Origin of the sequence: Streptodolium elevatio (genome assembly GCF_040649515.1) — a bacterium.
GTDB lineage: Bacteria > Actinomycetota > Actinomycetes > Streptomycetales > Streptomycetaceae > Yinghuangia > Yinghuangia elevatio.
Map to the genome: position 1 here is coordinate 39865 of NZ_JBEZFP010000034.1, position 26487 is coordinate 66351.

Consider the following 26487-nt stretch of genomic DNA (forward strand, 5'->3'; position numbering starts at 1 on the left):
AGCCGTTCCGGTTGCCCGAATTATTCTATATTTTCTTTTTGTTCGTCGTAAATCGGGCGCAGATTGATCGAAACTTGGCTGGAACAAGCGCTCCTTGGCGAGTTCTACGCCACGGACAGACCTTGATCGGCACGCTGTGGAGGCGATAGGACTCACCGCGAGACTTGCGGCGGGTTTGTTGACTTGATGCCTTGGTGCTCTGGTCCTGAGTTCGTTGCGCCCTGTTGCATTCGTTCTTCCTTTGTGGCTCCGGGTGCAGGTGGCGTGCCGTCTCCCGCGAAAGCGGCGCCAGGCGGGGTGGGCAGGTCCGCAGTTGACCTTGGGTGGGGATTTTCACGTTGACATCACGGATGCGCCGGTGATGTCCCTTGACGAAGGGGGCGGGGGCTTTGTCGTTGTCGGCCAAGCGTTTTCTGTGGCCTGGCAGTTGGCCGGGTAAGCGGGCTGGGGCGGTTGTCGCCGCAGTCGTCGCGTCTGCGCTGGGGGTCGGCACGCTGACCGTACTGGTCGACGACGAAGGCAACAGCGACGGTGCATCGGTTGCCGGCCCTGCGCCGATCGACGAGAACGAGGCCCAGCGCCGTGCCCGAGTGACGGGGCAACCCGTGCGCGTGGAGACGTCGTTGACGGCGACGAGCACGACGATGGCGAACCCGGACGGGTCGTTCACCTGGACGCAGCACGTGCTGCCTATCCGGGTGAAGGCCGGAACCAGGTGGACGGACGTCGACACGACGCTGACAGCGGTGCCAGGCGGGTTCGCCACACGGTCGACGACGACGAAACTCGTCTTCGGCGCCGGTGGTTCGGCCGCGTCGGTTCCGGTCGGCGCGGCAGCCCGGAACGCGCCGCCGCGCCTGTCGGCTGCGGACCCGTCAGCTGCGCCGACACCGGCCAGTTCTGTTCCGCCGCCAGCCGAACCAGACACGATGCCGTCACTGCCCGAGACAGGCGAGAGCGCCCATGTCCCGGTGGTGACGGCGTCGCCGACCGCGTCTGTTCCGACACAGCCCACATCCCCTGCCGCAACCGCGTCGTCGGACGATGCCGCGACCGCAGAACTCGCCGCTGGGAATGATGCTTTGCCGCCAGGCGCGTTGCTTCGGATGACGTCGCCGGAAGGCAAGTCGTTCACGCTGATGTGGCCGAACGGGGCGCTGCCGACCGCGGAGGTGGCCGGGGACCGGGCTCTATACCCGGAGGTCTTTCCCGGGGTGGACCTGGTGCTGACGGCGCGGGACGGCGGGTTCTCCCAGGTGCTTGTGGTCAAGGACCGCCAAGCCGCGGGCAGCCCGCAGGTCGCACAGCTGGGTTACCAACTGTCCTCCGCGGAGCTGTGGTTCACCCACGATGCCGAGTCCGGTGTTGTGCGTGCGGTCGACGCGGCCGGTGGGGTGGTGGCGGCGTCGCCGACGCCGTTTATGTGGGACTCCTCCGGCCACACCCCGACCAGCCGCTGGGCCGAACGCGAAGCCGCGCTCTCCCAGCCCCCCGCAACACCGACCACGCCGGCCGACTCCGCCTCTGCTCCCTCCGGGCCGTCCGACACCTCCCCTACACCCGTACCATCGTCGTCCGGACCTGCGATGCCGCCGGTGTCCGGGACGCTGGCGCTACCAGGGCTGGGTGGCCCGGAGCCAGGCACGCGTGAGGCCGTGGTGGCCTCGCGGTTGGACGGGAACGTGCTACGCCTGACGCCGGACCAAGGGCTGCTGACCTCATCCGAGACGGTGTTCCCGGTGTTCGTGGACCCGTCGTTCTGGTCGAAGCAGGCCGGGTGGACCCTGGCGTACAAGAAGTTCCCCAACTCCTCCTTCTGGATGGGCGCGAACTTCAACGGCGGCACCACCACCGCCCGGATCGGGCACGAGAACGACACCAGCGGCACCGCGCAGTCGTTCTTCCGGATGTCGTTCGACCCGAACCTGCTGGCCGGGGCGGTGTTCAGCTCGTCGACGTTCCGGATCCTGGAGACCCACGCGTGGTCGTGCCAGGCCCGCGCGGTGGACCTGCACCACACCGGCCCGATCAACGAGGGCACCACCTGGACGAACAAGCCCGCCCCGGGCATCCTCCAGCAGTCGGTGAACGCCGCGAAGGGCTACAACGCGAACTGCCCCGGCGACTACCTGGCGTTCAACACCCTCAACGCCGCGACCATGGCCCGCGACAGCGGGTGGGGCGACGTGACGCTCGTGCTGAAGGCGCAGAACGAGAACGACACGTTCGCGTGGAAGAAGTTCGCGGTCAATCCGAGCATGGAGATCGTCTACAACCGTCCGCCGTGGCACTCCGGCGCCATCGGCACCTCCCCGGGAGGGGCGTGCCGCACCGACGCAGGCAACGTGATCGCCGACAACGACGTGCGCATCTACGCCCACAACGCGGACCCGGACGGCAACCTGGACGGGGTGTTCATGCGGATCTGGGACGAGACCACCGGCGTACGCATCTTCGACGACTGGGCCCCGCTGGCAGGCAACGGCTGGATCAACTACGACATCCTCCACACCCGGTTGAGGGACGGGTCGACGTACGCCTACACGTTCGATCCGCACGACAGCTCCGGGCTGTTCGCCGGCCCCACCGGGTTCCCCGGCGCGATCAACAACCCGTGCCGGTTCAAGGTCGACAAGTCCGCCCCCAACGCTCCGTCGGTGACCTCGCCGCAGTACAAGGCGGGCTCGGATGCGGCGTGGCCCGAGGGCGCGGAGTACGGCACCCTCGGCGAGTTCACGTTCGGTGCGAACGGCACCGCAGACACCCTCGAGTACGCCTACAGCTTCGACACGAACAACTTCCAGAACCGGGTCAAGGCCCCCGCACCCGGCAAGGCCTCCACCATCCGCGCGACTCCCGCGCACGCCGGGCCCGCGCAGTTGTACGTGAAGGCGATCGACAAGGTCGGCAACTGGTCCGGGCAGACGGTCTACAGCTTCTTCGTGGAGCCGCGCGACCAGGTCGACGGGCCGATGGACTTCACCGGCGACCAGAAGCCGGACCTCGCCCTGGTCAACGCGGGAGGCGACCTGCAGGTGTTCCCGTCGTTCTCCGGTGGGAAGCTCAACAAGCCGATCAACGGCACCCGCACCGACGACGGCGCGGGCAACGTGCACAACCAGGTCCCTGCCGGGTACTTCACCAACGCCCTGACCACCTACCACGGCGACTGGTGGGGCGCGGACGGGTTCCAGGACCTCATCGCGCGGATGCCCGACGGGAAACTGTGGGTCTACCCCGGCAACGGCCGCGGCGCCGTCGACACCGCCGCCCGCATCGAACTGCTCCTCCCCCCAGGGTCACCGGCGCCGTCCGCGCTCACGCAGATCCTCGCGCTCGGCGACGCCACCGGCGACGGCCTGCCCGACATGCTCGCCGTCGTCGGGGCGGACCTGTGGGCCTTCAACGGGTACACCGGCGCCACCATGCTCTCCGCAGCAAAGATCGGTACCGGCGGATGGGCCGACTACACCATCCACACCGCGGGCGACATCAGCGGCGACGGCGCCTACGACCTGATCATGCGCCACAAGACCGAGGGCAAGCTCTACCTGCGCCTCGGCGCCAAACAGGGCGGCGGCACCAACCTCGCTGCGCTCGGCGGCGGCGACAAGACCGTCTACGGCACCAGTGGATGGAAGCTCACCGAGTTCCCCCACCTGCAAGCGACCCCGGACGTCACCGGCGACAACATCCCCGACCTGTGGGCCTCCGACACCGCCGGCACCCGCTACCTCTACGCCGGCGGCCGCACCGCCCACGGCCCACGCAGCGACATGGGCGGCGACAACCTCAACTTCTGCCAGACGTTCCCCGGCGCTACCGGTGGCACCAAGAACCTGTGCGGCCCGGTCCTGGCCAAGTACCTCGACCTCGGCGGACCCTCCGGCGCGTACAAGCCGGTCACCGACACCCTCACCGCACCCGACGGCGCCGGCAAGTACACCTACTTCCGCACCGCAGGCGCCACCGAGGACAACGCCGTCATCTACTGGCACCCCAACACCGGCGCCGCCCTCGTCCAGGGCACCCTCCTGAAGAAATGGGCCTCGCTGAACTGGGAGAGGGGACTGCTCGGCTACCCCGTCGCCGACGAGTACGCCGACGGCACCGCCGGCTGGTACTCCCTGTTCCAAAAGGGCGGAATCTACGCCGAACGCGGCAAGAGCGCCTACTACGTCCTCAACGACATCCACCTGAAGTACATCGAACGCGGCCACGTCGCCACCCTCGGCTACCCGGTCAACGACGAGACCGGCGCCCCCGACGGCATCGGCTGGTTCAACCACTTCAGCAAGGGCGGCGTGTCCGTCTACTGGAGCCCGAACACCGGAGCCCACTCCATCGGCGGCGCCATCCGCACCCGCTGGGCCGAACTCGGCTGGGAGACCAACCTCGGCTACCCCACCATCGACGACACCAAAACCCCGGACGGAGTCGGCTACTTCAACCACTTCAGCACCTACTCCAGCATCTACTGGCACCCCAGCACCGGAGCCTGGGCCGTCGTCGGCGCCATCCGCACCCACTGGGCGTCCATCGGCTGGGAACGCAGCTGGCTCGGCTACCCCACCAGCAACGAATTCGACGTCGCCGGCGGCAAACGCAGCAACTTCCAGAACGGCTACCTCATCTGGACCGCCGCCACCGGAGCCGTCACCGCCCACCCCAACTGACCGACCACACCACGCGGGCGCCTGAGGAATGCTCGGGCACCCGCGTGGTCAGGTCTACGTCGTTCTGCCCGGCCCCGCTTACGTCATGGCCTGACCGGTCGGCTCGACATTGGCCCCCTGAGGTTCGGGAGCCAGCGGACCGCCGGTGCGCGTTCAGCCACACACCGCCGGTCGGTGCTTTCGCCGGCGCCGGGCGCCATCCATCAGCGACAAGCGGCGAGGATCAGACCGAGGTCGTCGTCCGGCAAGCACACCTCCCCGCAGTCCGGGTCGTCCGCGACAACCCGGATCGCCGGTTCCGCGGACGCGACCAGCGCCGCCGCGTCACGGCGGCGGTGCCAAGCGCGAGGCTGCCGCGGCGGCCTGGTCCGCACCGGCGGCGGCTGCGCGTGGTCCTGCCACGCGGCCGCGGTGACCGGATCGGCGATCGCCCCGTAGTACAGCGCCAACAGCCGTGCCGCGTGCGGGTCCTCGGCACCGGCGGCGTAGCGCCACCAGAACGCGGCGGCGTCCGCGCGGCCCGTCAGGTAGAGCAGGCACGCAAACACCACCGCCCCGGTCGGGCGGTAGTCGTGCGGGAACGCCGACACCTGCGCGGCCGCGTCGCGGTGCCGCACCGCGGTCACGCAGCACGCCTCCAGCAGGAGTTCCGCGCGCCGGTGCGCCGCCGGCGGCTCCGACTCCGACATGACGCTCTACGGGGTCGCCGGCGCAGCGGTACTGGCCGCCGGGGCAGGCACGCTGCTGCTCGCCAAGCGCCGGCGCGCCGACCACTAGCGGACCGCTCGACCGCACCGCGGCGTCGCACACCCACCGGACCCGTCCGGTCACGCTCCTCGGGTTCGGCCGGGCAGGCGGGCGGCGGTAAGTCTGCGGACGGCGTTGTGGGCCTGCCTGTGGCCTCTGCAGCGCGATAGCCCTCGGCCCCGGATGGTCACATCCGGGGCCGAGGCATTCGCTGCCGGAGCGACGGGGAGCCTAAGCGGGGCGACCTACTGCGGCGACCAGGTCACGAACGCCGACGGCATGAGGGTGGCGTTGATGGAGTTCGGTGACGATGGCTCGGATTGAGGGGCGGTCGCGTACTTCGCCGGGGGCCTCGCGGAGGGCGGCCCGCAGCGCGGTGGCGGTCTCTTCGGGGCGGCCCCGTTGGTGCCAGGCGCGGGCAAGGTCGGTGTGGAGCCGGCCGCGCCGCTCGGCGGTGGGGAACTGCCCGGGATGCAGTCCGCGCCCGATGGCGAGCGCGGTGCCGGCGTCGCCGAGGCTCCAGTGGACGCCGACCGCGTAGAGCTGCACGGAGGCATGGTTGACGGTGCCGCTGCGGGCGCGGGTGTCTGCGGCGTCGGGGACGCGCCGTACGGCGTGCTCGGCGTCGCGCAGGAGTTCGTGTGCGGTGGCGCGGTCGCCGTTGGTTGCCGCGGTGTACGCGCAGGTGCACAGCATCTGCGCGTACGCCTCTGCTTCGGCGGGGCGGGTCAGGCCGGTGGCCTCGATCCGGGAGGCGGCCTGCAGGGTCAGGCGTTGCGCGGCGGCTTTCTCGCCTTGGTGGCGCAGGAGGATGGCGAGTTGGCGGGCGGCGGAGGCGGCGGCGAGGGGTGAGCCGGACAGGTCCGCGTACACGGTCGCGCGGTCGGCGGCGCTGCGTGAGGCCGGGTGCCGTCCGATCTTGGTGAGGACTTCGGTGGTGAGGTCGTAGCAGGCGGCCAGTCGGCCGTAGTCCTCGGGCCGGGCGTCGCGGGCGGCGGCGTGTGCGGCGGCGAGCAGGTCGGGCACGTTCGCGACGAGCCGGGCGTGGTCGCCGGCGTCGAAGAGGGCCCGGGCGCGGGCGAGGCGGGCGGTGACGTCCTGGGCGGTGGCCAGCCCGGCAGGGTCGGGGATCGCGGCGAGAGCGTCGTCGACCTTCAGGAACGCCGCGGCGGGCACCGCCAGGGACGCGGTCAGCAGTTGACGACGGCGCATCGGATCCTCCTCCGCTCGCCCTGCGGCGGCCTTTGCCACCTTAGCGGGTAGTGGGTCCGCTACCCCCAGTGCTGTGGCGAGGACATGCCGGGGCATGCCGACAGCTTGGGCGGCGCGGCGCAGCATGGCGATCTCGCCGCCCGCGCGCCTGCGTTCCATCCGGGACAGGGCGGAGGCGGAGAACCCGAGGACGTCGCCGAGGTCTTTGAGGTGCCATCCGCGGGCTTCGCGACCGAGGCGGATCAGACCGCCGATGTCGCCGTGCTCGGCGAGGCCGCGTGCCTGTGCGCTGCTCCACATCGGATCCGGTGCGGTCATCACTACCCCTCTCGGGGGCGCACGGGTGTCCCGCCCACCGTAGCCACGCGATCACGGTGTGTCGAGGTCGTTTGCACAGTACGCAACGGCGTTGCAGGGCCTGCACGTTGGCGCCGCGCACGGGGCGGGGGGCGCTGTGCTGGGGGCCCGGGGCCCGGTGCGGGCCCGTCGTCGAGGAGGGCGTTCGATGATCCGATCTGCTACCGCCGCGCAGGGTGCGGGAGTCGCCCCCGGTGCCGCGGTGCTCACCCCTGACAACCGCGACCAGGTGCTCGACCTGCTGACGGGCGCGTTGCGCACCGGTGTGGACGTGAAGGTCCGCGAGGACATCTACGACGCCCCGCGGGTGACGCCCGAGGAGCTGCGCGACTTGATCGTGGACGACCTCCCCGAGGGCTCCGTCGACGCCGCGGCGGTGGTGGACGAGGTACGGCGACGAATCCTGCCGTACTGCAAGAACGAGGCGTCGCCGAGGTTCGCGGGGTTCGCCGACACCGGCGCGGACGTGGCGGCGCTGGCCGGCGCGGTGCTGGCGGTGTTCGCGCAGCAGAACCTGATCAATCAGTCCTTCGACTCGCCGTCTGCGACGTTCGTCGACGTCGCGGTGCTGCGGTGGTTGCGCGACCTGGTCGGCTACGCCAATCCGCCGGTGGGCAAGGTCGCCGACGTGTGGGACGTCGGCGGTGTCGTCACGCAGGGCGGTACCGGCAGCAACGCGGTGGCGATGATGCTGGCCCGCGAGCACGCGGGCCCGGGCACGATGCGCGACGGCGTGCGCGACCCCGGCCGGTTCAAGCTGGTCGTCCCCGCCGGGATCGGCCACTACAGCGTCAAGGGCGCGCTGGCGTGGATCGGCTGTGGCGAGTCGCTCCTCGAAGTCCCGGTGTCGGGCTACCGCTACGACCTGGAGGCGCTGCGGCGGGCGCTGCGCGCGCACCGCGGCGAGGTGATGGGCGTGGTCGCCTACGCCGGGGACAGCCGCACGCAGACCGTCGACGACCTGGCGGCCGTGCACGACGTGGTCCGCGGGCAGGACCCCGGGATCTGGCTGCACGCGGATGCGTGCTGGGGCCTGCTGTGCGCGTTCACCGACCGGCTCCGGCACAAGATCGACGGGATCGAGCTGTACGACTCGATCACGGTGGACGCGCACAAGGTCATGGAAGTCCCCTACACCCTGTCCGCGTTGCTGGTGCGCGACCCGGGCGTGCTGCGCACCATCACCACCTACTCGGACCTGATCATGCGCGAGACGTTCGCGTTCGGGCAGGTCACCCCGTTCACCGGGTCGCGGGCGTGGGAGTCGCTGAAGCTGTGGGCGATGATGCGCGCCCGCGGCCGCGCCGGGCTGGCGGCGATGGCCGAGCACCGCCTCGACACGGTCGCGGCGTTCTCCGCGCTCGTCGACACGCACCCGCGCCTGGCCCGGCTGCACGACCCGGACCTGACCGCGGTGGTGTTCGCCTATCTGCCGTCCGGCCACGATCCGGCGCGGCCGGACGTGGAGCGGCTCAACCGCGTCAACCGGGCGATCCACGACCAGGTGCTGCGCGAGGGCCGGTGGCACCTGCACCAGTTCTCGCTGGCCGACGGGGGGCGGGTGGCGCCCGGCGCGGAGGTGTGGCCGCTGCGGTTCCTGGGCGGCAACGCCCGCACCACCGCCGACCACCTCGCCGAACTGGTCGGCGAGGTCGCCCGCCTGGGCCGCCTCCACGACACGCCCTGACCGTTCCCCGCCTTCGCCCCCTGTCTCGCGAGGAGGAACCACCCATGCCCCAGATCACCGACGACCTCGCTGCGGTCTACCGCGACGTGGCCCTGCACGACCGGGTCCTGCCCGTCCACCGCTACCGCGTGCCCGGCACCGCCGAGCCGGTCACCGATGTCGAGCTGGTGGCCCGCACCCTGGCCGACCTCAACCCGGACAGCCGGCGCCTCGATGTGCTGGACCTGGGATGTGGGGCGGGGCGCGTCACCTACGCGCTCGCGCCGCACGCCCACGCGGTGACCGGCGTCGACCCGAGTCCGGAAATGATCACGGCGTTCTCGCGGGCGTTCCCCGACGCGCGGACGCTGACCACCGACGCCGCATCCGCCGTCAGGCAACTGCGGTCCGAAGCGGCACGGTTCGACGTCATCGGCGCCTTCTGGTCGCTGAACTACCCCCTCGGCAGCTTCTACGAGCGCACCACCCCCGACGGCGTGGAAACTGTCGCCGACCTGCCCGCCGCCGACCGCGCGGCCCGCCGCTTCGTCGACGACCTGGTCGACCTCCTTGCCCCCGGTGGCCACCTCCTGGTGCTGTACTTCGACTCCGAATCGCCCGAGCAGCGCCTCGTCACGCGGATGTGGGAACGCCTCGCCGCGTTCCCCGGCACCGGCCGCGCCCACACCCGCGCGGTCCTGACCGACCGACTGCACGCCGCCGAGGAAGCCGGCCGCGGCCGGCTGACCGCGCTGCGTCTGCCCGGAACGGTGCGCGCGGCCGACGCCGAGGCGGCGCGCGCGTGGATGACTGACTATCACCTGGCCGGGCACCCGCAGCTCCGGGACGACCGGAAAGTCGGCGACGCGGTCGACGCGTTCGTCGCCCAGCACACCGTGGCGCCGTCGGGCGAGGTGGTCATCCCCAGCGGCGTGCACCTGCTCCACTTCCGTGCGACCGACACCGGCGACCCGCGATGACGGCCGCGCCGACCACCCGCGTCCACGAGTACGGCGTGCCGACGGGCGCGCTGCGGTGCGCTGTGGCCTTGGCCGCCGCCCACACCAGGCTCGGCGGGTACGCCCTCGCCTACGGCTCCCACGCCCACGGCGGCGGCCGCGCCGCCTCGGACCTGGATCTGCTGTTCGTCCATGACCAACCGCCCGCCACAGCGTGCGCCCAGCTCGTCGACGCGGTGATCGAGCTGCACCGGCGCGAGGGCCTGGACCTCGACACCGAAGTGCGGCACGACGTCAAACTCTGCGGCACGTTCGACGACATCGACCACGCCACCGCCCTCGTCGGCTTCGGCGCCCCGCACCTGGCGGTGACCCCGGTCAGCGACGATCCGGAGGTGCTCAACGCGCAGCCATTCCGGCTGCGGCTGTTCCTGTCGGCGCTCTCAGGCCCGCACCTGTTCCTCGCCGGCGACCTGACCGCCTACCGTCGGCACACCGCGGCCGCCGACCGCGCCACCGCGCAGCTCGCGCTCGCCCTGCTCGGCACCACACCGGACTTCACCGCGGCCGACGCCGCGGCGTGCCTGCTCGTCGGTCCGGACGGGTCACGCGGCAAGGACTGGCTCGGCTGGGAGCCAGGACCCGCCCTGTACGCAACGCTGCACCGCGGCCTGGCAGCCCTCGCACGGTCCGGGGCGCTCAACGCGCCCGACGCCGGCGGCTACTACCGCCGCGCCGGCGCAGTCACCCGAGACGCTGCTCCCACGCCCAGCGAAGCTGTGCCAGGTCCGCGCTGAACTCGTCGCCGCTGCGCGGCGGGGCGTCCAGCCACTCGCCGGGCATCGGTCCCCCCGGCGCCGGGTCCTCCTGGTGCCGGGGGATGACGTGCGTGTGCAGGTGCGGCAGCGCGTTGCCGAGCGTCTCGTAGTTGACCTTCCAGACGTCGAAAGCGTCCTCGACGATCCGGCCGACCTCGGTCACCTCGGTCCAGTACCCGGCGACCTCGACCGGCTTCAGTTCGGTCGGCTCGGCGACGTGGCGGCCGTTCCAGATCGCCATCACATATCCGCGGACCCGACTCCGCTTGGCGTACGCGTCCACGTACTTGCCCCGCCCGACCAGCACGGCGACCCCGATGTCCTCCGCACCGTCGTTCCCGCACATCGCGCAGCCGCGGCCGGCGCGTCGCTCAGCCCAGTCACTCGGCCAAGCAACACCGGCGGTCAGCGACGCGACACTCATTCCGACTCCCGAAACGCAAGTGCGCCCGCTGCTGCAGGCGCCGGACGTCCAGCGTAGAACTACCGCCCTGTTCGTCGCCTCCAGATTCACCGCAGTGACTGCGAATCGGGGCAGCGTGACGCACCGGGTGGGCTCAGCTCTCGGCGGCAGGCTCGGCGCCGGGGCTGCCGGAGGCGATGATCGCGACGGCCGTCATTTCGAGCACGTTGCGGTCATCGACGGACGTGACATGCTCGCCGAGGAACTGTGAAGTTGCGCAACGTCGGCATCGCACGCCGGGCCGGTCCGGTGACCCTCCTCGGGTTCGGCCTGGCAGGCGGGGTGCGGTATGTCTGCGGACGGCGTCGCGGCCCTGCCCTGTGGCCTCTCTACAGCGTGGTGCGGTGGTGCCGGGCGCAGGTCACCAGGATGGCGGCAGTGAGGCGGGGGTCGGTGGTGCCGAGGTCCAGGGTGGACAGCGGCGTCTCGTCGCGTTCGAAGGGGCCTTCGCCGTCGGCGGGGTCGCGGCGGTAGTGCAGCGTCGCGGTGGTCTTGGTGACGGGGGCGTGGCCGCCCACCACGAGGCCGGCGAACGCGTCGTACGCGCCGCGCGGGTCGTCCTCCCACTGCAGGGCGGGCATGATGTCGGCGGTGCGGTAGCAGACCAGCCCGGGGACCGCGCCGGCTTCTTCGGCCAGGGCGGTGGCGAACGCTTTGTGCCACCGCTGCTGGTCGTGGCGTTCGCTGTCGCTGACAGCCATGGCGGGTCCTTAGGAATGTGAGGCGGTCCGGGAGGACCGGATGTGGCTGATGGTGTGGTTGCCCTGGGGGCTCACCGAGAATGGTCGCTCGGTCGTCCGGGCGTCGGCATGGAGCCTAGGGGGCGGGTCAGACAGGAGCTGTCTCGCGCCGCATGTCAGGCACCGATGACGAGGTGGGAGACGTCGGTATAGGTCCCCAATTGGAGTCGAGCGGCCGCTCCTGGACGCGATCTCGGGAATCGGCGGCGGGGCGTATCGGGAACGTCGGCTGGGCCGGGCGCGGGGCACCGGCGGCGGTGCGGGGGTGATGCAGTCCCGGTGCAGGGCGGCCGCGCGGGCGTCGACGTCCGCAAGTCGTGTGGGGTTCGGCACCGGGAGTCGGCGCCGGAGACCACCGCGGCGACGGCGACCAACACGGCGGCCGCGTACTGGGCCGCGAGCAGACGCAAGGCCTCGTCGAGGCGGGCGAGTTCGACGGCGGTCGTCTCCGCTCCCTCCCGGGCGTGGCGGGCGGCCAGGGCGGCGAACACTTCGGCGGCCGCGTCGACGGCGGGGTGGCCCCCGGCGGCGACGATCGAGTACGGCCAGCCGGGCACCGTCTGATGCTTACCCTCGCCGCGCCCGAACGTGTGGCAAAACGACCGGCCTTCGCTGGTGTCGGCGTCCGGCCGCAGCCACGGGCTGACGTCGACTGCCAGAACGATCCGGCCGTCCGCGGCCTGGGGCAGCGGCAGCCGCGCCAGCGCGTTCCGCAGGCGCCCGACGTTGATTCGACCGTGGTTCACGGCGTCGTACAGCGCTCCGTGTCCGCGCCGGTGCTCGGGTGCAAGGGACAGTCCGACCAGCGTCCTGACCGGACCGTCCGCGCAGAGCACCGCCTCCGCCAGCTCGAACAGCGCGTTCGCTCTGCGGGTGAAGCACGCGTGCAGTTCGGACCGGAACGCGGACAGGCCGGCCAGCGTCATCCTGATGTCCTTCGGGGCGGGCAGCGGGAACGCCAGCAGGATCCAGGACGTCGACTGCAGTCGTTCCCACCTGCGGAAGAGATCAGGTGAGGCCGGCCCGAAGGTGTACCGTGCCGCGCGGCTCAGTCTCACGCGCGAAAGGTCCCCTGGTGGGCATCGACTACTACTGGCGTCAGGTCCCCGGCGATTGGGTCGACTCGAAGTCGCCACGGCAACTGTGGGACGTGCTCCGACAGCGCGAGGCGGACGCTCCGGTGCCTCCGGCCATCAGCGTGCAGAACAGCTGCTCGCTGATGCACTACACGCTGACCACGGCCGCGCCCAGCAATCCCGCCGCCGAGCTGCCGCTGTTCGGCGGCACGCTGCTACGGGAAGGCGAGGAGCACCCCGAGTACGGCTTCGTCGGCGTCGAACTGTTCGCCCTGGTCCCCGACGAGGTCCGCACCGCAGCCGACTTCCTCGGCCAGGCACCGCTGGACCGGTGGGTCCTGGACCGCCAACCTCTCCTCCGCGAGCGTGTGCGGGAGCTCCTGTTCTCCGCCGAGTTCAACGAGGACTGGGCCGAGTACCTGGTGGACAGCCTCCTCGAACTGCGCGACTACTTCCAGGAAGCCGCACAAGCCGGCAACGCGGTGATCTCGTACCAAGACGCCTGAACCCGGTCGCTCGCCATCACGAGGTTGAACGGCAAGCTAACGCCTCGTAACCCCTACCAGATGCCCGGCCAGCCCACACGGCGCCGACCACCGACGGCGACTTCGCTCAGCGGCGTCTCACCGCTCCCCCGCGTCGTCGCCGAGGATCCGGTCGAGGACGCGGCGCACGTGGTCGGTGGTCTCCGGGTCCTGCGCGCGGCGCCGGGCGTCGCTGAGGGGGCGCAGCGCGGGCGCGGAACCGTCGTGGGCGGCGATGCGCGCGGCATCGTCCGCGCCGGTGGCGTCCGGCGGTGGTTCGGGGTCCGCGTCCGGTTCGCCGGCCGCGATGCGGCGGATTTCGTCGTACGACAGGTCCACGGGGGCTAGGGCGGCGAGTTCGTCGGGTGTCGTGCCGCGGTCGGCGGCCGGGACGGCCAGTTCGGCCAGGTGGGCGGCCTTGTCCTCGATGAGCCTGCGCGCGTACGCCTCCATCGGGTCGTCGCGGTGCGGGTCGGTCATCGTATCCCCCCAAGAAGTCCGTGTCGGGCGGTGGGCGTCGAGCGGCGTTCAGGTCTTGCGGGCGACGAGCGCGGAGCCGACGCCGAGCCAGCGCACCATGTCGTGGCCGGGCCGCGGGGCGGTTCCGTCCATTCTGCATGCGGCGCGCAGCAGGCGGCGCAGGCCGTCGCGGTGCTCGACGGGGCGCGTTCGCCGGCGTCGACGTCGGTAATGGGGCCCTACGTTTTCCTCGGGCTTCGGATCACTCGTAGGGTTCTGTCACCCAGGGGTGCCGGGTGCCGCTCTTGAGGCTGAAAAAAACTTTTTGAAAACCGCTGTGGCGGATATTTCGGACGCTGTTGGTGATATTTGGTGGGATCGCTGGCTTTCGCCACGGTGACGCGGCGCCCGATGGCTGTTTCGCTTGAACGGGGACGTCGCGGAACAGGGTTCGCCAACTCTGCGAGCAGCTCTTCGGAATCGCGGCACACTGACAGCGAAGATTACCAACAGCATCCCTTGACTGCCCCTCCTCAACATCCCTGGGCGATCATGCGCTGCCGGTACGCCTGCCCGTTGGGGGCCTGCGAAGGCCGACATTGCACACGAGAACAACCTCGGCAAGTACACTTCACGCGAGAAAGATGCCACGAAAACCCGGGGGAAACTTGACATTTGAGGCCATTTCAGTACCCATAGGAAAGCGAATCCCCCATCTAGTTGTCTGCGTAGTTGGCATCGGTAGCCTCGTAGTCTCCCGAGTCGTCAACGAAATGGGGACGGGTGAAGATTCGCGTAAGGATTGCTGCGACCTCTGCCGCATGTGCTTTGATTCTATTGACTTCCAGTCATGCAACGGCCGCGCCGGAGCCCAGCGCTCCGCCTGGAAAACTGACTCCGATGTCTAAGTCGTATTCCAGCGAGGAGAACGCGAAATCGAGGGATTTCTGGACCCCAGAGCGGATGGCCGAAGGAATCCGTAACGGTTCGTCGGCTCCTGCGAAACAAGAGGCTGGCCCGAAACCGCAAACCGCTGCCAAGCGATCGATACCGACATCCCAGCCGCCCCAGAGGCCATCTATTGCGCTCCAGAGCACAGTTGGCCCGATGTACACGCGAACCTCTACGGTCGGTCGGCTGTGGTACATAGATCCGATTGACTCCTCACTGCACTCATGCACCGGTTCCGTTGTTACCAACGGCAACAGATCGACCGTTCTCACCGCCGTCCACGGCGTCCATGGCGGCGAGGGCGAGGGCTGGTTTTCCGAAATCCTTTTCGTCCCCGGATACTCTGCAAGTGGCGCCACCAAGGCAGAAAGGGAGCCGTACGGCCGCTGGTGGCCATACAGTGCAATGCTCGCCGGAAACTGGGCAGATTCCAGCCCCGAGTACTTCGACTACGCATTCATCACGGTCTGGAACCTGGACGAGACAAACACGTCGAGGATCCAAGACTTGGTGGGGTCTCAGGGCTGGATATTCAATTCCCCCGAAATACGCGAGGTTGAAATCCAAGGATACCCAATCGGCGGCAATAGTCAGACAAACGGTGGGGAAATGGAGATGTATACGGCATACGCCTTCCCCGGCGGAAACTGGATGAGCCAAGCGCCGGACGTGTTCGAGAGCGATGGCGGCGATAGCGGCAGTGCGTGGCTAATGAGTTTCGACTACACAACCTACTTGGGCTGGGCAACGTCGGTAACGGCGAAAGGGGCATCAAATGACACGGTTCGAGGCCCGTACTTCGATGACGACTTCGCCACGCTCATAGACTGGGCCAACATCCCATATCCCGAATAGATAGGACTTCCTTGGGGCCTGCCTTTCTGTTTAGAGCAGGCCTCAAGGGGCGGACTCGAAAGGACGCGCATGAGTTTGCGACGAACTATTACTATTATCGGCTCAGCAGCGGCAGCCGTAGCTATCGCGTCCGTTTCATTCGTGGCGCTCGGCGAAGCGTCCGAAGGCCAGAAGTCGCATTCACCAGAAAATGGCTCTACGTCGCCCGAAAAGGAGCCGCTCATTGGCCCTGTATCCACGACGTTCCCGCGGGAAACCCCACATACTGGACGCCCGAGAGGATGGCTAGCGTCGAGCCCGACCCGTATTTCCGGTAGAGCGTCGAGTACAGCTCATGTTCTCTGCCGCGTCGCGCAGCACCTCGCGCTCGAAGTCGCCGACGTGATCGCAGTCATCCCGTGTACAGCCCTCTTCGATCGTCGCAATCAACGAAGCGGTACTTCACGCGTTCGATGACCCATCAGTGGCGGCCGAGCCGTTGGGAGTGTCGACGCCTTTACGGTCGATCCGCACACCGATCCGCCGGCCGCGCAACCACTTCCGCAGCGGCGGGTTGCCACACGCCTTGTCCGCGTGCAGTTTGCCCGGCTTTCATGGTCGGCCGCCGTGCGGGTCGAGCTTGGCCACGAGCGCTTCGACCAGAGGCCTCAGGCCGTTGCTGTCATGGCAGTTGCCCGCGGAGATGCCGACGACGAGGGCAGCCCGGCTCGGTCGGACAGGACGTGCAGCTTGGAGCCGGGCTTGCCCCGGTCACGGGATGCATGATCGCGAGTCGAGGCCAGGTCCGCTTCAAGCGTCGACGATCAGGAACCTGTATGTCGGTCGAGAGCGACCATCCGGAATTTCCCTATGAGGAGCCGCCACACGGGATCACATACCGGCAGAGGCCCTGGGACGGCGTCCTGGTCATGGTGGACGGACTGCCCTTCAACGCCGGGGACACCATCACGTTCGACGTCACAGTCTGCAGCGATGCCGACGGGCAGGTCGTGGCCGCGACCGCCCAGGGGGTCGTGAGGCTCATGGCCCGCACCACCACAGTCAGCTACACCATCCCCTGGAACGGTGTCCTGGACGCCGTCGCCGAGGGGTCCATCGTGGCGTCCTACACCCACACCCCTGCCGGCGGCGGCGAACCCGCGACGTCGGAGTCCGCGATCGTCGGGTACTCGCGTCGGCAGTCCGGCGGCTGCCCATCGGCCGCGAGGTGACCTCTTCACCGTCACGAAATAAGGGCCACAAGCCATCCAATGTTTTCAAAGGTCCTCATCATCGGCGAGGACGGGCCGCAGGGGGTAGGCCCAGGTCTCGACGCGGCCGCGGTGGCGGGTGCGTTGGTGCCGGGGCACCACCAGACAACCGCGCCCGAGCGCCCCGGACCAGGACGGCCCCTGGGGAGTATCGGAACGGAAATTAGCGGTACGCCGACGGCCGTCCCGTGATGTTCGCGGTATGCGGGTTCTAGCTGCGGATCTCCGCGTTCGGGTGCGGCTGGGTCTGGAGTCGGTCGCGGAGGTCGATCTCCTCAGGAGTGAGCGGGTCCCCGGGCTGGTGGATGCGTGCAGGCTTGGGCCGCATCGGCAGGTCGTCGTCCACTGCGGCGGCTTCGGCTTCCGCGAGTGCCCGGTACAGCGAGGCAACCGACGGGTGCTTGCCCGCGTTCTTCCCGGTCTTGATGGTCAGCTTCTTCGCGATGTCGGGGACGGGGACGCCCTTGTCCTTCAGGGCGACGGCGAAGGTGAGCATGTCATCGTCGATGACCTTCGGCCGGCCGCCGTGATTGCCCTTGGAGGCGGCGATGACCTGGCCTTCGAGGGTCTTCTCCCGGATGTAGTTGCGTTCGATCTGCCCGGCGACCGCGAGCACGGCGAAGAACATGGCGCCCATGCCGTTCGGGTCGTAGACGCCGGTGAGCGGGCCGGTGAGGAGTTCGAGCTGGATGCCGCCGGCCTGGAGCTCGGCGGACAGCGTCATCAGCTCGGCCGCGTTCCTGGCCAGCCGCTTGAGCTCGTGCACCGTGAGGATGACGGGCGTCTCCGGCGCGGCCTCCTTGAACTGGTGGGCCAGCGCCAGAGCCTTCTCCAATTCGGGCCGGATCTTGACGCGGGTGCTGATCTGCTCGGAGAAGACCTTGTGGCATTCCGCCCGGCGGAGGGCTTCGAGCTGGCCGGCGAGTTCCTGCCGGGCGGTGGAGGTGCGGGCGTATCCGATGCGCACCGGCCGTTCGACGCGCGGTGCCGGTACCGCGGCGAGCTTCGGGCGCTGCTTCCAGGCCCGGCCGGGGCCGCGGTCGGCGGGGACTGGCACGTGGAGTTCCTCGCGCAGTGCGGGGACGAGGACGAAGCGGGGGGTGTGGTACTTCGCGGCGGTCTTGCCGCCCCGGGTGCGGCAGGCGCTGCCAGCGGGCGCCTCGCAGTTGGGGCAGTCGTGGCGTTCCACCGCGAGTGCGGCCTGATCGGGCGTCAGATCCATGGCGGCAGTCTCGCAGAACCCCTTCGCACAACGTGCGGGTTTTGAGGGGAGTTTTGCGAGCGACGACCTGCGGTAACGCGGGCGCCTGCGGGGCTCTCGCAGAACTCTCGCATCCGGTCATTTATGAGAGTGGAGGCAGACTGCGATCACGGGGGCAGCCGGCCCCCACCCATCGTTGCCTTCAGACGCTGAAGCGTTCGACGAGCATCTTCATGGTCTCGAATGCGGGCTTGGGGGAGTAGTCATCGGTGGTGAGGCCGAACTGATGGAACAGCCCCGTTTGGGCGCTGTCGGCATCGCGCAGCGCAAAATGCGTGTATCCGCTCAAGTGGAGTTGCTTCGATTGGGCGGCGATCACCTTCACCACGGTCTCGACGACGTCAGCCTGTCGGTGCGGGCGGCGTTCGGGCCCGGTGGGCCAGCCGTGCTCGGTGATGTGCAGCGGTAGGTGCCCCAGTCCGGAGGGTGCGAGCACCAAGTCACGGTGATGACGAAGCAGTCCCTCGACTACGTGCGGGAGGTCGGATGCGTCGACGGGCTGGAAGACGTCGGGAAAGAAGTCCAGGCCCACGTAGTCCAGATCGGCGGTGAAGCTTGCTCCCCCGAGGTTGGTCAGATCGGTGACGAAGGAGGTTGCCAGCCCAAACAGAGGAGTCGTGTTGAATCCGACCCGCAGGCCTGTGTACCCGAGTTCACGTGCTCGCGTTTTGACGGCGGAAACCCCGCGGACGATCGCCTCGTGCACCGCCGGGTAGTAGCCGTCCAGCGTCGGGTTCGACGTGACGTTAGGCTCTTCGGTCACTTGCAATGTGCTCGTGACCGCGCCGTACTGCTCGACCAGCTCGCGCAGGAAGTCGCAGTAGCCGTCGACGTCTCCGGCTGCGGACTGGTACTGCGCCACCAGGTCCAAGCGGCGCCCCCGGACGGCGTATTGGGCTGCGGCGGCCGGCGTCGCGGTCGCGTGGGGCTCGCCGAGGCGTGTGGTGTCGTCGAAGCCGATGTAGGCGCGTACCAGAAAGGGGCGGCCTGGTTGCCCTTGGAGGCTGTCGAGTGCATTCGACACGAGGGCCGGGTCATCGGGCGGGCCGCCGGCCAGGCCCCCGGTGTCATCACCGGTGACCCCGCCCGGGTAGATCCCGAAGAGCATGTTGTGCGCTGTCAGGGTCACGCGTTCGATTCCTTTCGGTTCGGCGTTCCCGGGGGTGTTGGGGTTGTCGCCGCATCGGTCGGCCACGTCAGTGAGCCGGTGTGCAGGTCGTCGATGACCGCATCGATCCACGCCATCTCGGCGTGAGCGAGGCACAACGCGTATTCGGCCTCGATGACGTGCAGGCGCGGTACGCCAGCCGCCAGGGCCTCCGCGAAGCGTTCTTCATCGGCGGCCGTGCGTTGCCGCAGGCGTCGGGCACGCTCGGCCAGGGCCTCCACCGCGCCGCTCACCCCGAGGGCGCCGAGATAGGTGACTGCGCCCAGGAACTGCGAGAACTCGCGCTCGGGGTTGCGGATCTGGGAGTCCAGGCGTCGTACGAGTTCGTCACGGCCCGCGTGTGTGAGGGCGTAGACGGTCCTCTCAGGACGGTTTCCCAGGCGCTGCTGGCCTTGCGAGGCAAGCCATCCCGCTTCGGTCAGGGCGGCAACGGTGTTGTAGAGCGTGCCCCGCGTGATCGCGGCCGCATGGTTGTCGCTGCGTTTTCGCAGTTCGGCAAGCATCTGGTGCGGGTGCGAGGGCTGTTCGAGCAGCAGACCCAGCACTGCCAGAACGATCGGGTTGTCGAGAGCGCGACGTGGCATAGTCGAACTCTATCAGTCCAAATAAACTATTCTTGGAATGGCCGCTGAGTATGTGATCTTCCGCATCGAGAACCAGCTCGACCGCTGATCACGGAGCGCCACCAGTGCTGCGGGCTATGCGTTCTCGCCCCCGTCGGTCTCGTCGTCGCTGTTCGGGTCGCGCAACGAGCGCAGGCCCGGCGCCGGCGGCCGGGTGAAGGCGTACCGGCCCAGGAAGTTGATGTGGTCGTACTGGAGCGGGGACAGGCGGGTGAGCAGGTCGTCGGTGACGGGGAAGCCGTCGGCGGCGAGCTGTTTGACGGCGGTGTCGATGTAGTGGCTGTTGAACAGCACGACGGCGTTCAGGGCCAGGCCGAGGGCTCCGAGCTGGTCTTCCATGCCCTCGCGGTAGTGCTGGCGCAGTTCGCCGCGCTGGCCGAAGAAGATGCGGCGGGCGAGGCGGTGGCGGGCCTCGGTGACGTTGAGCTGCGCGCCGATCATGCGCCGGTATCCCTCGTCCGAGACGAACTGGAGCAGGTGCAGGGTCTTGAAGATCCGCCCGTAGTGGGCGAACGCGTCCCCGAGCCCGGTTGGCTTGCCGTCCCGGGAGAGCATGCGGATCAGGTCGTGGCCGCGAACCTCGCCCAGGGTCAAGGAGCCCGCCACGCGGAGCATGTCGCCCCAGTGGGCGCGTATCCGGTCCAGGCGGATCGTGTGGTTCGAGACCGGCTGGAACGGCCCGTAGTCGGCCGCGGTGTTCGTCCGCCACAGCCGCGCGTCGGAGATGTCGGCGATCCTCGGGGCGAACTGGTAGCCGCAGATCGCGAACAGGCCGAAGACGATGTCGGAATACGACGCCGTGTCGGTGATGACCGTCTCCGGTTTCGGGCCGCCGTCGCGGGCGTGGATCGCATCGAGGATGAACAGCGAGTCGCGCAGCGTGCCCGGCACGACCACCCCGCCCAGCCCCATGACCTGGTCGTTGACGACGTTCAGCCAGGTCGCGCCCTTGTGCCGCAGCCCGAAGTACCGCGGGTTCGAACCCGCGTACAGCGTCTGCACGGGGACGGTGAAGCGGACACCGTCGGCGGAGGCGATCAGGCCGCCGCCCCACGCGCGTACGACGTCGATCTTCGCCTGGGCCTCGATGAACAGGCCGTTCGCTGCCGAGATGTTCTCCGCCCGGAAGTAGCCCTGATCGACCTGGACCAGGCGGCTCCGGGTCAGTGCCGCGACGTCCGGTTTGACGACCGGGGTCATCCCGACGTTGCACGCCTCGCTCAGCAGCACCGCGCACAGACTCGTGGTGAAGCCCTCCATGCCGGAGTCCGCGCCGGAGATGTGCGTGAACGCGTCCGCCATGCCGGTCAGTTCAGCGACCTCCAGCAGCAGTTCGGGGAAGTCGACCTTCGGCAGCATCCCGCCCACCAGCCGGCGGAACGCCGGCATGAGCGCGGGTTCCTCGGCCTTGCCGAGCCTGGCCAGCCTCAGCTTCCCGTCCACGACCTGAAGCGCGCTGTTGCCCGGCGGCGACCTGGACGTACGCGGCGTGCAGGGCCGAGGCGAGCTCAGCCAAGTGCCCGGCCGGCTCGCTCTCCAACCCGAGAGCAGTGAGCACGGTCGGCTCGGCGGCCACCCACCTCCCCCCGGTCAGGAGCTTGGCGCGGGGGTCACCCCAGCGGTCGCCGCCCGTGGCGAAGACGTCCCGGCGACGCAGCGCGCGGTGCAGATGTTCCAGGACGCAGAACGACTGACCCCGGCCTCGCCGACGACGAGATCGACCTCGCTCGCCAGCTGCTCGCCGGCCTCGATCTGCGCGCCACCGGATTCACCCTCGAAATCGCCGAACTCGCCCGCGACGCCGGACGCGTCCCCGCGGGCGACTTCGACGCCCGGGTCGAGGTGGTGCGTACGCGGATGCGGGTCGCCGGACTGGTCGCGACCCAGGAGCCGACGCTCGAACTGGTGGTCTGCTTCCAACAGGCCGTGGTGGGTGCGTACCGCCACGCCGCCGACACCATCGACCGACTCCGCACGCGCACCAGCGACGGCGACTACGCCTACTACGTCGACCTGACGTACTTCATGGTCGACCGCGCCCTCGACCACCACACCCGTACCCAGTGGGTCGACGGCGAGCCGGTCACACGGCAACGCTGGCACGACCTCGTTGCGACCCGGCGGAACCCCGGCGCCTGAATCCGAGGCGCGACGCGCGCCAGCAGCGCGGACTTGCGTTTCGGTCGGACCCGTTGTCGTCTTGGGATGGACGGGCCTCCTGCCTTGCCGGATCGAGAGTCTGCCCGGCAGGAGGCCCGTCATCGCTCAGCCCTTGCCCAGGTCGGCGGGCTTCTGCCGGGTGATCTTGTGCATCTCGCGGCGGCAGCGGTCGCTGCAGGTGATGCGGGTTCGTCCCCTGCCGCGTTGGACCTGGAATCCCAGGCACCAGCGGCAGAACCAGTCTTCGAGCTGCAGACGGGCAATGTGTGCGTGGAAGTCGCCGCGGTCGCCGATGCAGTAGACCCCGGCGAGTTCCTGTACCGCCTCGTCCCTGCGAAGCGCGTCCAGTCCGTCCTGGATCCGTTGCTGCGCTTCGCCGGGAGTGATGTTCAGAGAGCGCGCGATGCTGGCGATGGACATCTCCATGCCGATGACCGCGAAGACCAGGGCGCGTTGACTGGTCTCCAACCGCGCCAGGCCGACCAAGAGCTGCTCGGCGGCCACTTTGCCGATCACCGCGTTGCTGGTGAGGTCATGCACTGCCTGCTCCTTGGTCCGGTGCGGGTGCGGGAGTGGACGGGGCGGTGGGAGCGGCCGGGTCTGCTGGAAGGGGACCCCAGCGGTGCGGCATGAACTTGGTGAATGGTGCGATCCAGGTGCCCAGGACCTTCAACACCGCAGGGACATCCTCGGCGGACGCCTTGTTGAGGGCGTGTGTCCCCAGAGCTTTGATCACGGATGCCGCGACCCATGCCAGGAGGATTCCGCCGAGCACGACCGCGATGACAATTATTGCGGTCGTGCCGAGGACGGGTGGCTCTGACGGCGGGGCCGGGGCCGCCGGGCCGGTGGTGGCCGCGACGTAGGGCAGTCTCACTGTGCCTCCAAGGAACGACGAAGGCCCCGGGCGGGTGCCCGGGGCCTTCGGGGGTGAGTAGGGTTCGTAACGCGAAAAAGCCCCGCCGGGGTATCCCGTTCGGGGCTTGAAATCGCATGCGCGCATGGTTGACCGCGCGACACAGAGTTTACAGCATGATCACGGAGCGACAAAACTGCAGGTCAGACGCGATACAAAGGGCAAGATCCCACTCCGCGCCGTTCTGTCGCGTCCGTAGGTGAGTTGCTACGGACTGTAGCGAAGCGTTTCATAGCGTTTCCGTCGTCACAGTCCGTCGTCACAGCCTCTGCCTTGACCAAGCCCCGGGCGATGAGGCTGTTCATCACCAAGGTCCACGGCCTGGCCGTCCTCGAGCAGGCTCGCGCCCAGACATCGGTCCGAAGGCACGTTCGACTATCTCGCCCCCGCTCCGCCACCAACCACTGGTCAACACAAGTCGCGGGCGTCAGCTGTCAGTAGGGGTGATCGGGTCAATGCCAGTGCCGACGTACAGCTGCGGTTCAAAGCTGATCAGCGGCCTGCCTACAGGGTGGTCCAGGGTGGGGCGGGCCAGGTGCACCGCCTGGGTGACCCGCCAGTCGGTGCCCGCCCGAAGCAGATCCCCGGCGGCCAGCGCCGCGGGCAGGTCCAGTGGTTCGATCTCGACGCCGGGCAGCGAGGCGACGTGCTCGGCGAGGTACGTGCGCTCGCCACCGGCGACCGTCAGCGACAGTGCCGGGACCTGGAGGACGCCGCGGCCGCCGGCTGCGGCGACGACGAAGCCCGACAGCTGGCGGTGGCCTTTCCCGAGTGCGAGGAGCGCGGTGTGGTCCAGCAGTACCGGGGTCACGCGGCCCCCGCCGTAGGGGCCGGGCCCGTGAGCTGGTCCCATAGCCGCTGTCCGGCGGTCTCGTCCGCGGGCGTGACCTCGATCCCGAACCGCTCGCGCAGTTCTGTCCGCGCCACGTCGGCACGGGCCCGCAGTTCGGCCTTCGTCGGCGCGGACGCCGCCAACGACTCCACCAGACCGCGGATCGTCGTCCCGCGTTCCTGCGCCAGCTCCGCCAGCCGCTCCCGCGTCGCCTTGGCCACCTTGATGCTCGTGTCCTCGTCCATACCCGAACTCTACCGCCGGTAGAGCCCGTGGAGGCCCAGTCACGGTGGGCCGGTCGGTGGCGGCGCCGGCGGATCGGCGGGCGGCGGAGGGTTGAGCGCCTTCGTCATCTCGATGACGTGCTGCGCCCGAGTCTGCGGGTCGGTGGCGGCCGCATCGAGCATGCGGACGAGGCGGGCCCGTTCGTAGTGCTGACGGGCTGCTTCGCGCTGGGCCAACAGGCACTGCCGCTGCTCCTCCAGTGATCGCAGCCACCCTTCATAGAAGGGCTGCGCGGCTTTGGCCAAGCCGATGACCACGAGCGAAGCCGTGGCCCAGCACGGCATACCCGACAGGGCGCTTACCGCAGCGCCGACGCCGGCACCGGTGGGCAGAGCCGAGGGCAGGTTCATGAGGGGCGCCTTTCGGGCATGCGGCGGCCACACCGCCGACGGACCTGCCGGTCGACCGGCAGAAACGGACAGGGCGGTGCGGCCAAGGCGCAAGGCCGAGGCGCGGTACTACAGCAGCGGGAACGTCCGGCGGCCTACGTAGCGGCCGATCGTCGGGGCAGACGCGGGGCGGGTCATCGGCCGGGCGCGGCTGCCGCGGGTGCCCCGAGAAGCGACGAAAGCCCGAACCGTCGGTTCGGGCTCAGCCCTACGCCACCGCCTCAAGGAGATGCGCAAGGAGACCGCCGCCTTGAGGGATGACCTGGAGCGAGCGCTGGGTCTGCTGCGCGAACGCGGCCACCCACCGACCCTCCCCTGAGCACGGGCCTCGGACCGCTCATGCGCACTCACCCGCGTCCCGGTGCTTGCTCGTCTCAAAACCGCGTGCCCGGGTCAGACCGCTGCATTGTGTCAGCGGAGGTCGGCGACGGCGTCACGCAGATGAGTCCTGAGGAACGCCAAGAACTCCGCGAGGTCACTGAAGGCGGCTCTAATGTCGGCTTCGTCCACGTCGAGGACGGGCCAGGGGCCCGATGCGCCGCTCATCATGTACACACGCCCGTCCGTCGTCATCGCGATTAGGTCGCCACCGCCGTTCGTGCCGAACACGACGATGTCGCCCTCCACCGCCCGAGCCGCCTTGGTGGGGTGCACAGTGCCGGCGCCCGCGAGCACGGATTCGACGGACTCGACGAAAAAACCGTAGTGCACGTCCGGGAGGCCGACCTCGCCCACGACGCTGTAGAAGTCCGCAAGCGATACGGGCAGGAGGGCTCCGCCGCACACCGTGGACGGGCGGGCCTGGCGGTCAGCAAGTCTCACGTAGTTGTCACCAGGCTCGAACCCGTGCGTCGCCTCGAAGCCACGCGTGAACTCCGCAGCAAGCTGCGCCATCTCCGCGGCCCATCCGATCATTTGCATTGCTCCCAGTACTGCCCGTGCGGACGCGGTCTCGTTCGCGCCGTTTGCAGGGCCGTAACACTAACGGCCTAACGGACAGCGGCAAGACGGCGCAACCGGTGCCGCCCTGACCTGGGCAGTCAGAGCTGGTCGGCGGGGAAATACGCAAGACGCCCCATGCAGTGCGCGGCACGATACGGGGATGGACCACCGCCTCTATGTCGATCTCGATCATGTTGAAGCCCTCGAACACGACTGGCTCTACGTCGTGCTCGAAGCCCCAACCGGTGTGGTCTACGAGATCCAGCACGCGGGACTGGCCTGCCTCCATGCACAGATCGAGGGACACCTGATCCCGACGGAATCGACGCTGGGTTACCCCGCGCTCATCGACCTGTTCGTCACTCGCCTGCAAGGGACATGGGCTTCGATGGACCGCTTGCCCGAACACCTCGACGCCCTGCGCGCCGCCGTGGCGCACATCGCCATCCCCGTGGGGACATCGCCGGGGGACTTCTCCCAGATGCTCAGTCCCATCGCTGTCGACGAGACGAGACTCGCCGAAGCTACCGAGGCGCACATCCCAGTGACCACGGAATTCGGTCCCGGCATCCTGGTCTGGTCAAACTCGGACTGAGCGCCAGCGACATCCTGGCCACCTACCAGCCCGCATCCGGTGCCTGATATCACAGCGGCGGGCCGATGCCGACCTCAGAGCGGGCCCTGGCACGCTCCGGCACTCCTACAAGCCATGCCCTTTCTGGACATGTCTACCTACTAGAACCAAAGCTCAGGAGGCCATCTGACCTTCTTCACTCCAGATAACCTTGTCCGCGTCGACCCAGTGCTTGAACTTCGTGCGGACGTAACCGTCGCGGCTCTCCTGGGCGAGCGGTAGCTCGCGCACCGCCTCGTGCAGCCGAAAGCTGAACTGCTCCCCCACCGCATGGCGTTCCCCGGCCGGGGTGGCCGTCACCGCCGAAGCGGGCACGGTCGCCAACACCACGGCGGCCGCCGTCGCGGCGCACCTGTACACGAAAGCCATCGACATCCCCGAGCCCCGACCCATCCGCGTCCACCAGACCCTACGATCCGGTTGGTTCCGGTAGTCGTACCTCGCCTACATACGGCAAGTCCACGGCCTTACACGGTCGTTCACCCGATCAGAGCAGCCCCTTGGGCGGCGCTCCGTCGCAAGAA

Annotated in this window: 30 protein-coding genes and 1 pseudogene; 11 read left to right on the forward strand and 20 right to left on the reverse strand. The window is 69.1% G+C overall.

Annotated features, from left to right (window positions below):
* Positions 1-25 precede the first annotated feature (25 nt).
* A complete protein-coding gene (locus AB0C36_RS15725) occupies positions 26-1126 on the reverse strand; it encodes a hypothetical protein (RefSeq protein WP_358354073.1) in 1101 nt (366 codons plus the stop codon).
* Here AB0C36_RS15725 and AB0C36_RS15730 point away from each other — a divergent pair.
* On the forward strand, positions 1107-4676 hold the full coding sequence (locus AB0C36_RS15730; RefSeq protein ID WP_358354075.1) for a hypothetical protein: 3570 nt from the start codon (positions 1107-1109) through the stop codon (positions 4674-4676). The genes AB0C36_RS15725 and AB0C36_RS15730 overlap by 20 nt on opposite strands.
* Before the next feature lie 203 nt (positions 4677-4879).
* Here the strand turns inward: AB0C36_RS15730 and AB0C36_RS15735 are convergent, their stop codons facing one another.
* Positions 4880-5365: a hypothetical protein gene (locus AB0C36_RS15735; protein ID WP_358354077.1), complete on the reverse strand. Its 486-nt coding sequence runs from the start codon at positions 5363-5365 to the stop codon at positions 4880-4882.
* On the opposite strand from AB0C36_RS15735, the gene AB0C36_RS15740 reads away from it, so the two are divergent.
* Positions 5364-5453, forward strand: coding sequence for an LPXTG cell wall anchor domain-containing protein (locus AB0C36_RS15740; RefSeq protein WP_358354080.1), 90 nt, complete (start codon positions 5364-5366; stop codon positions 5451-5453). The two genes, AB0C36_RS15735 and AB0C36_RS15740, sit on opposite strands and share 2 nt — an antisense overlap.
* A gap of 201 nt (positions 5454-5654) precedes the next feature.
* On the opposite strand, the gene AB0C36_RS15745 is transcribed toward AB0C36_RS15740, so the two are convergent.
* On the reverse strand, positions 5655-6953 hold the full coding sequence (locus AB0C36_RS15745) for a helix-turn-helix domain-containing protein (RefSeq protein ID WP_358354083.1): 1299 nt from the start codon (positions 6951-6953) through the stop codon (positions 5655-5657).
* A 187-nt stretch (positions 6954-7140) separates the two neighbouring features.
* Between AB0C36_RS15745 and AB0C36_RS15750 the strand changes: the two genes are divergently transcribed.
* The 3 genes from AB0C36_RS15750 to AB0C36_RS15760 are packed head-to-tail and all read left to right on the forward strand — an operon-like array spanning position 7141 to position 10414.
* Positions 7141-8679 (forward strand): pyridoxal phosphate-dependent decarboxylase family protein, encoded by a 1539-nt coding sequence (locus AB0C36_RS15750; RefSeq protein ID WP_358354084.1) that lies wholly within the window; start codon positions 7141-7143, stop codon positions 8677-8679.
* A gap of 44 nt (positions 8680-8723) precedes the next feature.
* Entirely contained in the window at positions 8724-9638 is a 915-nt protein-coding gene (locus tag AB0C36_RS15755) for a class I SAM-dependent DNA methyltransferase (protein WP_358354086.1), read from the forward strand.
* Positions 9635-10414 (forward strand): nucleotidyltransferase domain-containing protein, encoded by a 780-nt coding sequence (locus tag AB0C36_RS15760; protein WP_358354089.1) that lies wholly within the window; start codon positions 9635-9637, stop codon positions 10412-10414. Before AB0C36_RS15755 ends, AB0C36_RS15760 begins: the two co-directional genes overlap by 4 nt.
* Here the strand turns inward: AB0C36_RS15760 and AB0C36_RS15765 are convergent.
* Positions 10362-10859 carry an HIT family protein gene (locus AB0C36_RS15765; RefSeq protein WP_358354091.1) on the reverse strand — a complete coding sequence of 166 codons (498 nt, stop codon included), beginning with the start codon at positions 10857-10859 and terminating at the stop codon, positions 10362-10364. The genes AB0C36_RS15760 and AB0C36_RS15765 overlap by 53 nt on opposite strands.
* Before the next feature lie 19 nt (positions 10860-10878).
* On the opposite strand from AB0C36_RS15765, the gene AB0C36_RS15770 reads away from it, so the two are divergent.
* Positions 10879-11109: a hypothetical protein gene (locus tag AB0C36_RS15770; RefSeq protein ID WP_358354093.1), complete on the forward strand. Its 231-nt coding sequence runs from the start codon at positions 10879-10881 to the stop codon at positions 11107-11109.
* Positions 11110-11227: 118 nt separating this feature from the next.
* Here the strand turns inward: AB0C36_RS15770 and AB0C36_RS15775 are convergent, their stop codons facing one another.
* Together AB0C36_RS15775 and AB0C36_RS43230 are read right to left on the reverse strand one after the other, a co-directional pair.
* Positions 11228-11599, reverse strand: coding sequence for a hypothetical protein (locus AB0C36_RS15775; protein WP_358354096.1), 372 nt, complete (start codon positions 11597-11599; stop codon positions 11228-11230).
* 155 nt (positions 11600-11754) lie between these two features.
* Entirely contained in the window at positions 11755-12696 is a 942-nt protein-coding gene (locus AB0C36_RS43230; RefSeq protein ID WP_435839050.1) for a transposase, read from the reverse strand.
* A gap of 17 nt (positions 12697-12713) precedes the next feature.
* Between AB0C36_RS43230 and AB0C36_RS15785 the strand changes: the two genes are divergently transcribed.
* Positions 12714-13220 carry a DUF1877 family protein gene (locus tag AB0C36_RS15785; RefSeq protein WP_358354098.1) on the forward strand — a complete coding sequence of 169 codons (507 nt, stop codon included), beginning with the start codon at positions 12714-12716 and terminating at the stop codon, positions 13218-13220.
* A 117-nt stretch (positions 13221-13337) separates the two neighbouring features.
* Here the strand turns inward: AB0C36_RS15785 and AB0C36_RS15790 are convergent, their stop codons facing one another.
* Positions 13338-13718 carry a hypothetical protein gene (locus tag AB0C36_RS15790; protein ID WP_358354099.1) on the reverse strand — a complete coding sequence of 127 codons (381 nt, stop codon included), beginning with the start codon at positions 13716-13718 and terminating at the stop codon, positions 13338-13340.
* 1086 nt (positions 13719-14804) lie between these two features.
* On the opposite strand from AB0C36_RS15790, the gene AB0C36_RS15795 reads away from it, so the two are divergent.
* Complete coding sequence (locus tag AB0C36_RS15795; protein ID WP_358354100.1) at positions 14805-15503, forward strand: trypsin-like serine peptidase; 699 nt, start codon at positions 14805-14807, stop codon at positions 15501-15503.
* Positions 15504-15966: 463 nt separating this feature from the next.
* Here AB0C36_RS15795 and AB0C36_RS15800 read toward each other — a convergent pair.
* Positions 15967-16255: pseudogene (locus tag AB0C36_RS15800) on the reverse strand (transposase); the annotation flags it as partial.
* 63 nt (positions 16256-16318) lie between these two features.
* On the opposite strand from AB0C36_RS15800, the gene AB0C36_RS15805 reads away from it, so the two are divergent.
* Entirely contained in the window at positions 16319-16714 is a 396-nt protein-coding gene (locus tag AB0C36_RS15805; RefSeq protein ID WP_358354102.1) for a hypothetical protein, read from the forward strand.
* Between the two features lie 250 nt (positions 16715-16964).
* On the opposite strand, the gene AB0C36_RS15810 is transcribed toward AB0C36_RS15805, so the two are convergent.
* The 5 genes from AB0C36_RS15810 to AB0C36_RS15830 form a co-directional block, all read right to left on the reverse strand.
* The gene (locus tag AB0C36_RS15810; protein WP_358354104.1) at positions 16965-17975 is read right to left on the reverse strand and encodes a recombinase family protein; all 1011 of its coding nucleotides are present in this window, start codon (positions 17973-17975) and stop codon (positions 16965-16967) included.
* 181 nt (positions 17976-18156) lie between these two features.
* Positions 18157-19122, reverse strand: a complete 966-nt coding sequence (locus tag AB0C36_RS15815) for a hypothetical protein (protein WP_358354144.1) — start codon at positions 19120-19122, stop codon at positions 18157-18159.
* 17 nt (positions 19123-19139) lie between these two features.
* Positions 19140-19766 carry a PadR family transcriptional regulator gene (locus tag AB0C36_RS15820; RefSeq protein WP_358354106.1) on the reverse strand — a complete coding sequence of 209 codons (627 nt, stop codon included), beginning with the start codon at positions 19764-19766 and terminating at the stop codon, positions 19140-19142.
* A 114-nt stretch (positions 19767-19880) separates the two neighbouring features.
* Positions 19881-21248, reverse strand: a complete 1368-nt coding sequence (locus AB0C36_RS15825; protein WP_358354108.1) for a Tn3 family transposase — start codon at positions 21246-21248, stop codon at positions 19881-19883.
* A gap of 147 nt (positions 21249-21395) precedes the next feature.
* Positions 21396-21725, reverse strand: coding sequence for a hypothetical protein (locus AB0C36_RS15830; RefSeq protein WP_358354109.1), 330 nt, complete (start codon positions 21723-21725; stop codon positions 21396-21398).
* Here AB0C36_RS15830 and AB0C36_RS15835 point away from each other — a divergent pair.
* A complete protein-coding gene (locus tag AB0C36_RS15835; RefSeq protein WP_358354110.1) occupies positions 21711-21944 on the forward strand; it encodes a hypothetical protein in 234 nt (77 codons plus the stop codon). The genes AB0C36_RS15830 and AB0C36_RS15835 overlap by 15 nt on opposite strands.
* Before the next feature lie 126 nt (positions 21945-22070).
* On the opposite strand, the gene AB0C36_RS15840 is transcribed toward AB0C36_RS15835, so the two are convergent.
* The 6 genes from AB0C36_RS15840 to AB0C36_RS15865 all read right to left on the reverse strand — a co-directional run bounded on the left by AB0C36_RS15840 (position 22071) and on the right by AB0C36_RS15865 (position 25302).
* Positions 22071-22505: an RNA polymerase sigma factor gene (locus AB0C36_RS15840; protein WP_358354112.1), complete on the reverse strand. Its 435-nt coding sequence runs from the start codon at positions 22503-22505 to the stop codon at positions 22071-22073.
* Complete coding sequence (locus tag AB0C36_RS15845; RefSeq protein WP_358354114.1) at positions 22498-22842, reverse strand: hypothetical protein; 345 nt, start codon at positions 22840-22842, stop codon at positions 22498-22500. The genes AB0C36_RS15840 and AB0C36_RS15845 overlap by 8 nt, the downstream gene beginning before the upstream one ends.
* Positions 22843-23308: 466 nt before the next feature.
* Positions 23309-23692: a PIN domain-containing protein gene (locus AB0C36_RS15850; RefSeq protein WP_358354117.1), complete on the reverse strand. Its 384-nt coding sequence runs from the start codon at positions 23690-23692 to the stop codon at positions 23309-23311.
* Positions 23689-23958 (reverse strand): hypothetical protein, encoded by a 270-nt coding sequence (locus AB0C36_RS15855; protein ID WP_358354118.1) that lies wholly within the window; start codon positions 23956-23958, stop codon positions 23689-23691. The genes AB0C36_RS15850 and AB0C36_RS15855 overlap by 4 nt, the downstream gene beginning before the upstream one ends.
* A 39-nt stretch (positions 23959-23997) precedes the next feature.
* Positions 23998-24348 (reverse strand): hypothetical protein, encoded by a 351-nt coding sequence (locus tag AB0C36_RS15860; protein ID WP_358354120.1) that lies wholly within the window; start codon positions 24346-24348, stop codon positions 23998-24000.
* A 450-nt stretch (positions 24349-24798) separates the two neighbouring features.
* Entirely contained in the window at positions 24799-25302 is a 504-nt protein-coding gene (locus AB0C36_RS15865; RefSeq protein WP_358354121.1) for an SMI1/KNR4 family protein, read from the reverse strand.
* A 187-nt stretch (positions 25303-25489) separates the two neighbouring features.
* Between AB0C36_RS15865 and AB0C36_RS15870 the strand changes: the two genes are divergently transcribed.
* Positions 25490-25924, forward strand: coding sequence for a DUF6210 family protein (locus AB0C36_RS15870; protein ID WP_358354124.1), 435 nt, complete (start codon positions 25490-25492; stop codon positions 25922-25924).
* A 153-nt stretch (positions 25925-26077) separates the two neighbouring features.
* On the opposite strand, the gene AB0C36_RS15875 is transcribed toward AB0C36_RS15870, so the two are convergent.
* A complete protein-coding gene (locus tag AB0C36_RS15875; protein ID WP_358354127.1) occupies positions 26078-26332 on the reverse strand; it encodes a hypothetical protein in 255 nt (84 codons plus the stop codon).
* Positions 26333-26487: the final 155 nt, after the last annotated feature.

Excerpts from the sequence above, each read along its gene's own strand:
- AB0C36_RS15810 (WP_358354104.1), bottom strand. The coding sequence starts at position 17,975 with ATGGATCTGACGCCCGATCAGGCCGCACTCGCGGTGGAACGCCACGAC.
- AB0C36_RS15870 (WP_358354124.1), top strand. The coding sequence starts at position 25,490 with ATGGACCACCGCCTCTATGTCGATCTCGATCATGTTGAAGCCCTCGAA.
- AB0C36_RS15730 (WP_358354075.1), top strand. The coding sequence starts at position 1,107 with ATGACGTCGCCGGAAGGCAAGTCGTTCACGCTGATGTGGCCGAACGGG.
- AB0C36_RS15820 (WP_358354106.1), bottom strand. The coding sequence starts at position 19,766 with ATGCCACGTCGCGCTCTCGACAACCCGATCGTTCTGGCAGTGCTGGGT.
- AB0C36_RS15775 (WP_358354096.1), bottom strand. The coding sequence starts at position 11,599 with ATGGCTGTCAGCGACAGCGAACGCCACGACCAGCAGCGGTGGCACAAA.
- AB0C36_RS15795 (WP_358354100.1), top strand. The coding sequence starts at position 14,805 with ATGTACACGCGAACCTCTACGGTCGGTCGGCTGTGGTACATAGATCCG.
- AB0C36_RS15745 (WP_358354083.1), bottom strand. The coding sequence starts at position 6,953 with ATGACCGCACCGGATCCGATGTGGAGCAGCGCACAGGCACGCGGCCTC.
- AB0C36_RS15875 (WP_358354127.1), bottom strand. The coding sequence starts at position 26,332 with ATGGCTTTCGTGTACAGGTGCGCCGCGACGGCGGCCGCCGTGGTGTTG.
- AB0C36_RS15755 (WP_358354086.1), top strand. The coding sequence starts at position 8,724 with ATGCCCCAGATCACCGACGACCTCGCTGCGGTCTACCGCGACGTGGCC.
- AB0C36_RS15865 (WP_358354121.1), bottom strand. The coding sequence starts at position 25,302 with ATGATCGGATGGGCCGCGGAGATGGCGCAGCTTGCTGCGGAGTTCACG.
- AB0C36_RS15735 (WP_358354077.1), bottom strand. The coding sequence starts at position 5,365 with ATGTCGGAGTCGGAGCCGCCGGCGGCGCACCGGCGCGCGGAACTCCTG.
- AB0C36_RS15860 (WP_358354120.1), bottom strand. The coding sequence starts at position 24,348 with ATGAACCTGCCCTCGGCTCTGCCCACCGGTGCCGGCGTCGGCGCTGCG.
- AB0C36_RS15740 (WP_358354080.1), top strand. The coding sequence starts at position 5,364 with ATGACGCTCTACGGGGTCGCCGGCGCAGCGGTACTGGCCGCCGGGGCA.
- AB0C36_RS15815 (WP_358354144.1), bottom strand. The coding sequence starts at position 19,122 with ATGCTCTTCGGGATCTACCCGGGCGGGGTCACCGGTGATGACACCGGG.
- AB0C36_RS15805 (WP_358354102.1), top strand. The coding sequence starts at position 16,319 with ATGTCGGTCGAGAGCGACCATCCGGAATTTCCCTATGAGGAGCCGCCA.
- AB0C36_RS15750 (WP_358354084.1), top strand. The coding sequence starts at position 7,141 with ATGATCCGATCTGCTACCGCCGCGCAGGGTGCGGGAGTCGCCCCCGGT.
- AB0C36_RS15765 (WP_358354091.1), bottom strand. The coding sequence starts at position 10,859 with ATGAGTGTCGCGTCGCTGACCGCCGGTGTTGCTTGGCCGAGTGACTGG.
- AB0C36_RS15855 (WP_358354118.1), bottom strand. The coding sequence starts at position 23,958 with ATGGACGAGGACACGAGCATCAAGGTGGCCAAGGCGACGCGGGAGCGG.
- AB0C36_RS15760 (WP_358354089.1), top strand. The coding sequence starts at position 9,635 with ATGACGGCCGCGCCGACCACCCGCGTCCACGAGTACGGCGTGCCGACG.
- AB0C36_RS15790 (WP_358354099.1), bottom strand. The coding sequence starts at position 13,718 with ATGACCGACCCGCACCGCGACGACCCGATGGAGGCGTACGCGCGCAGG.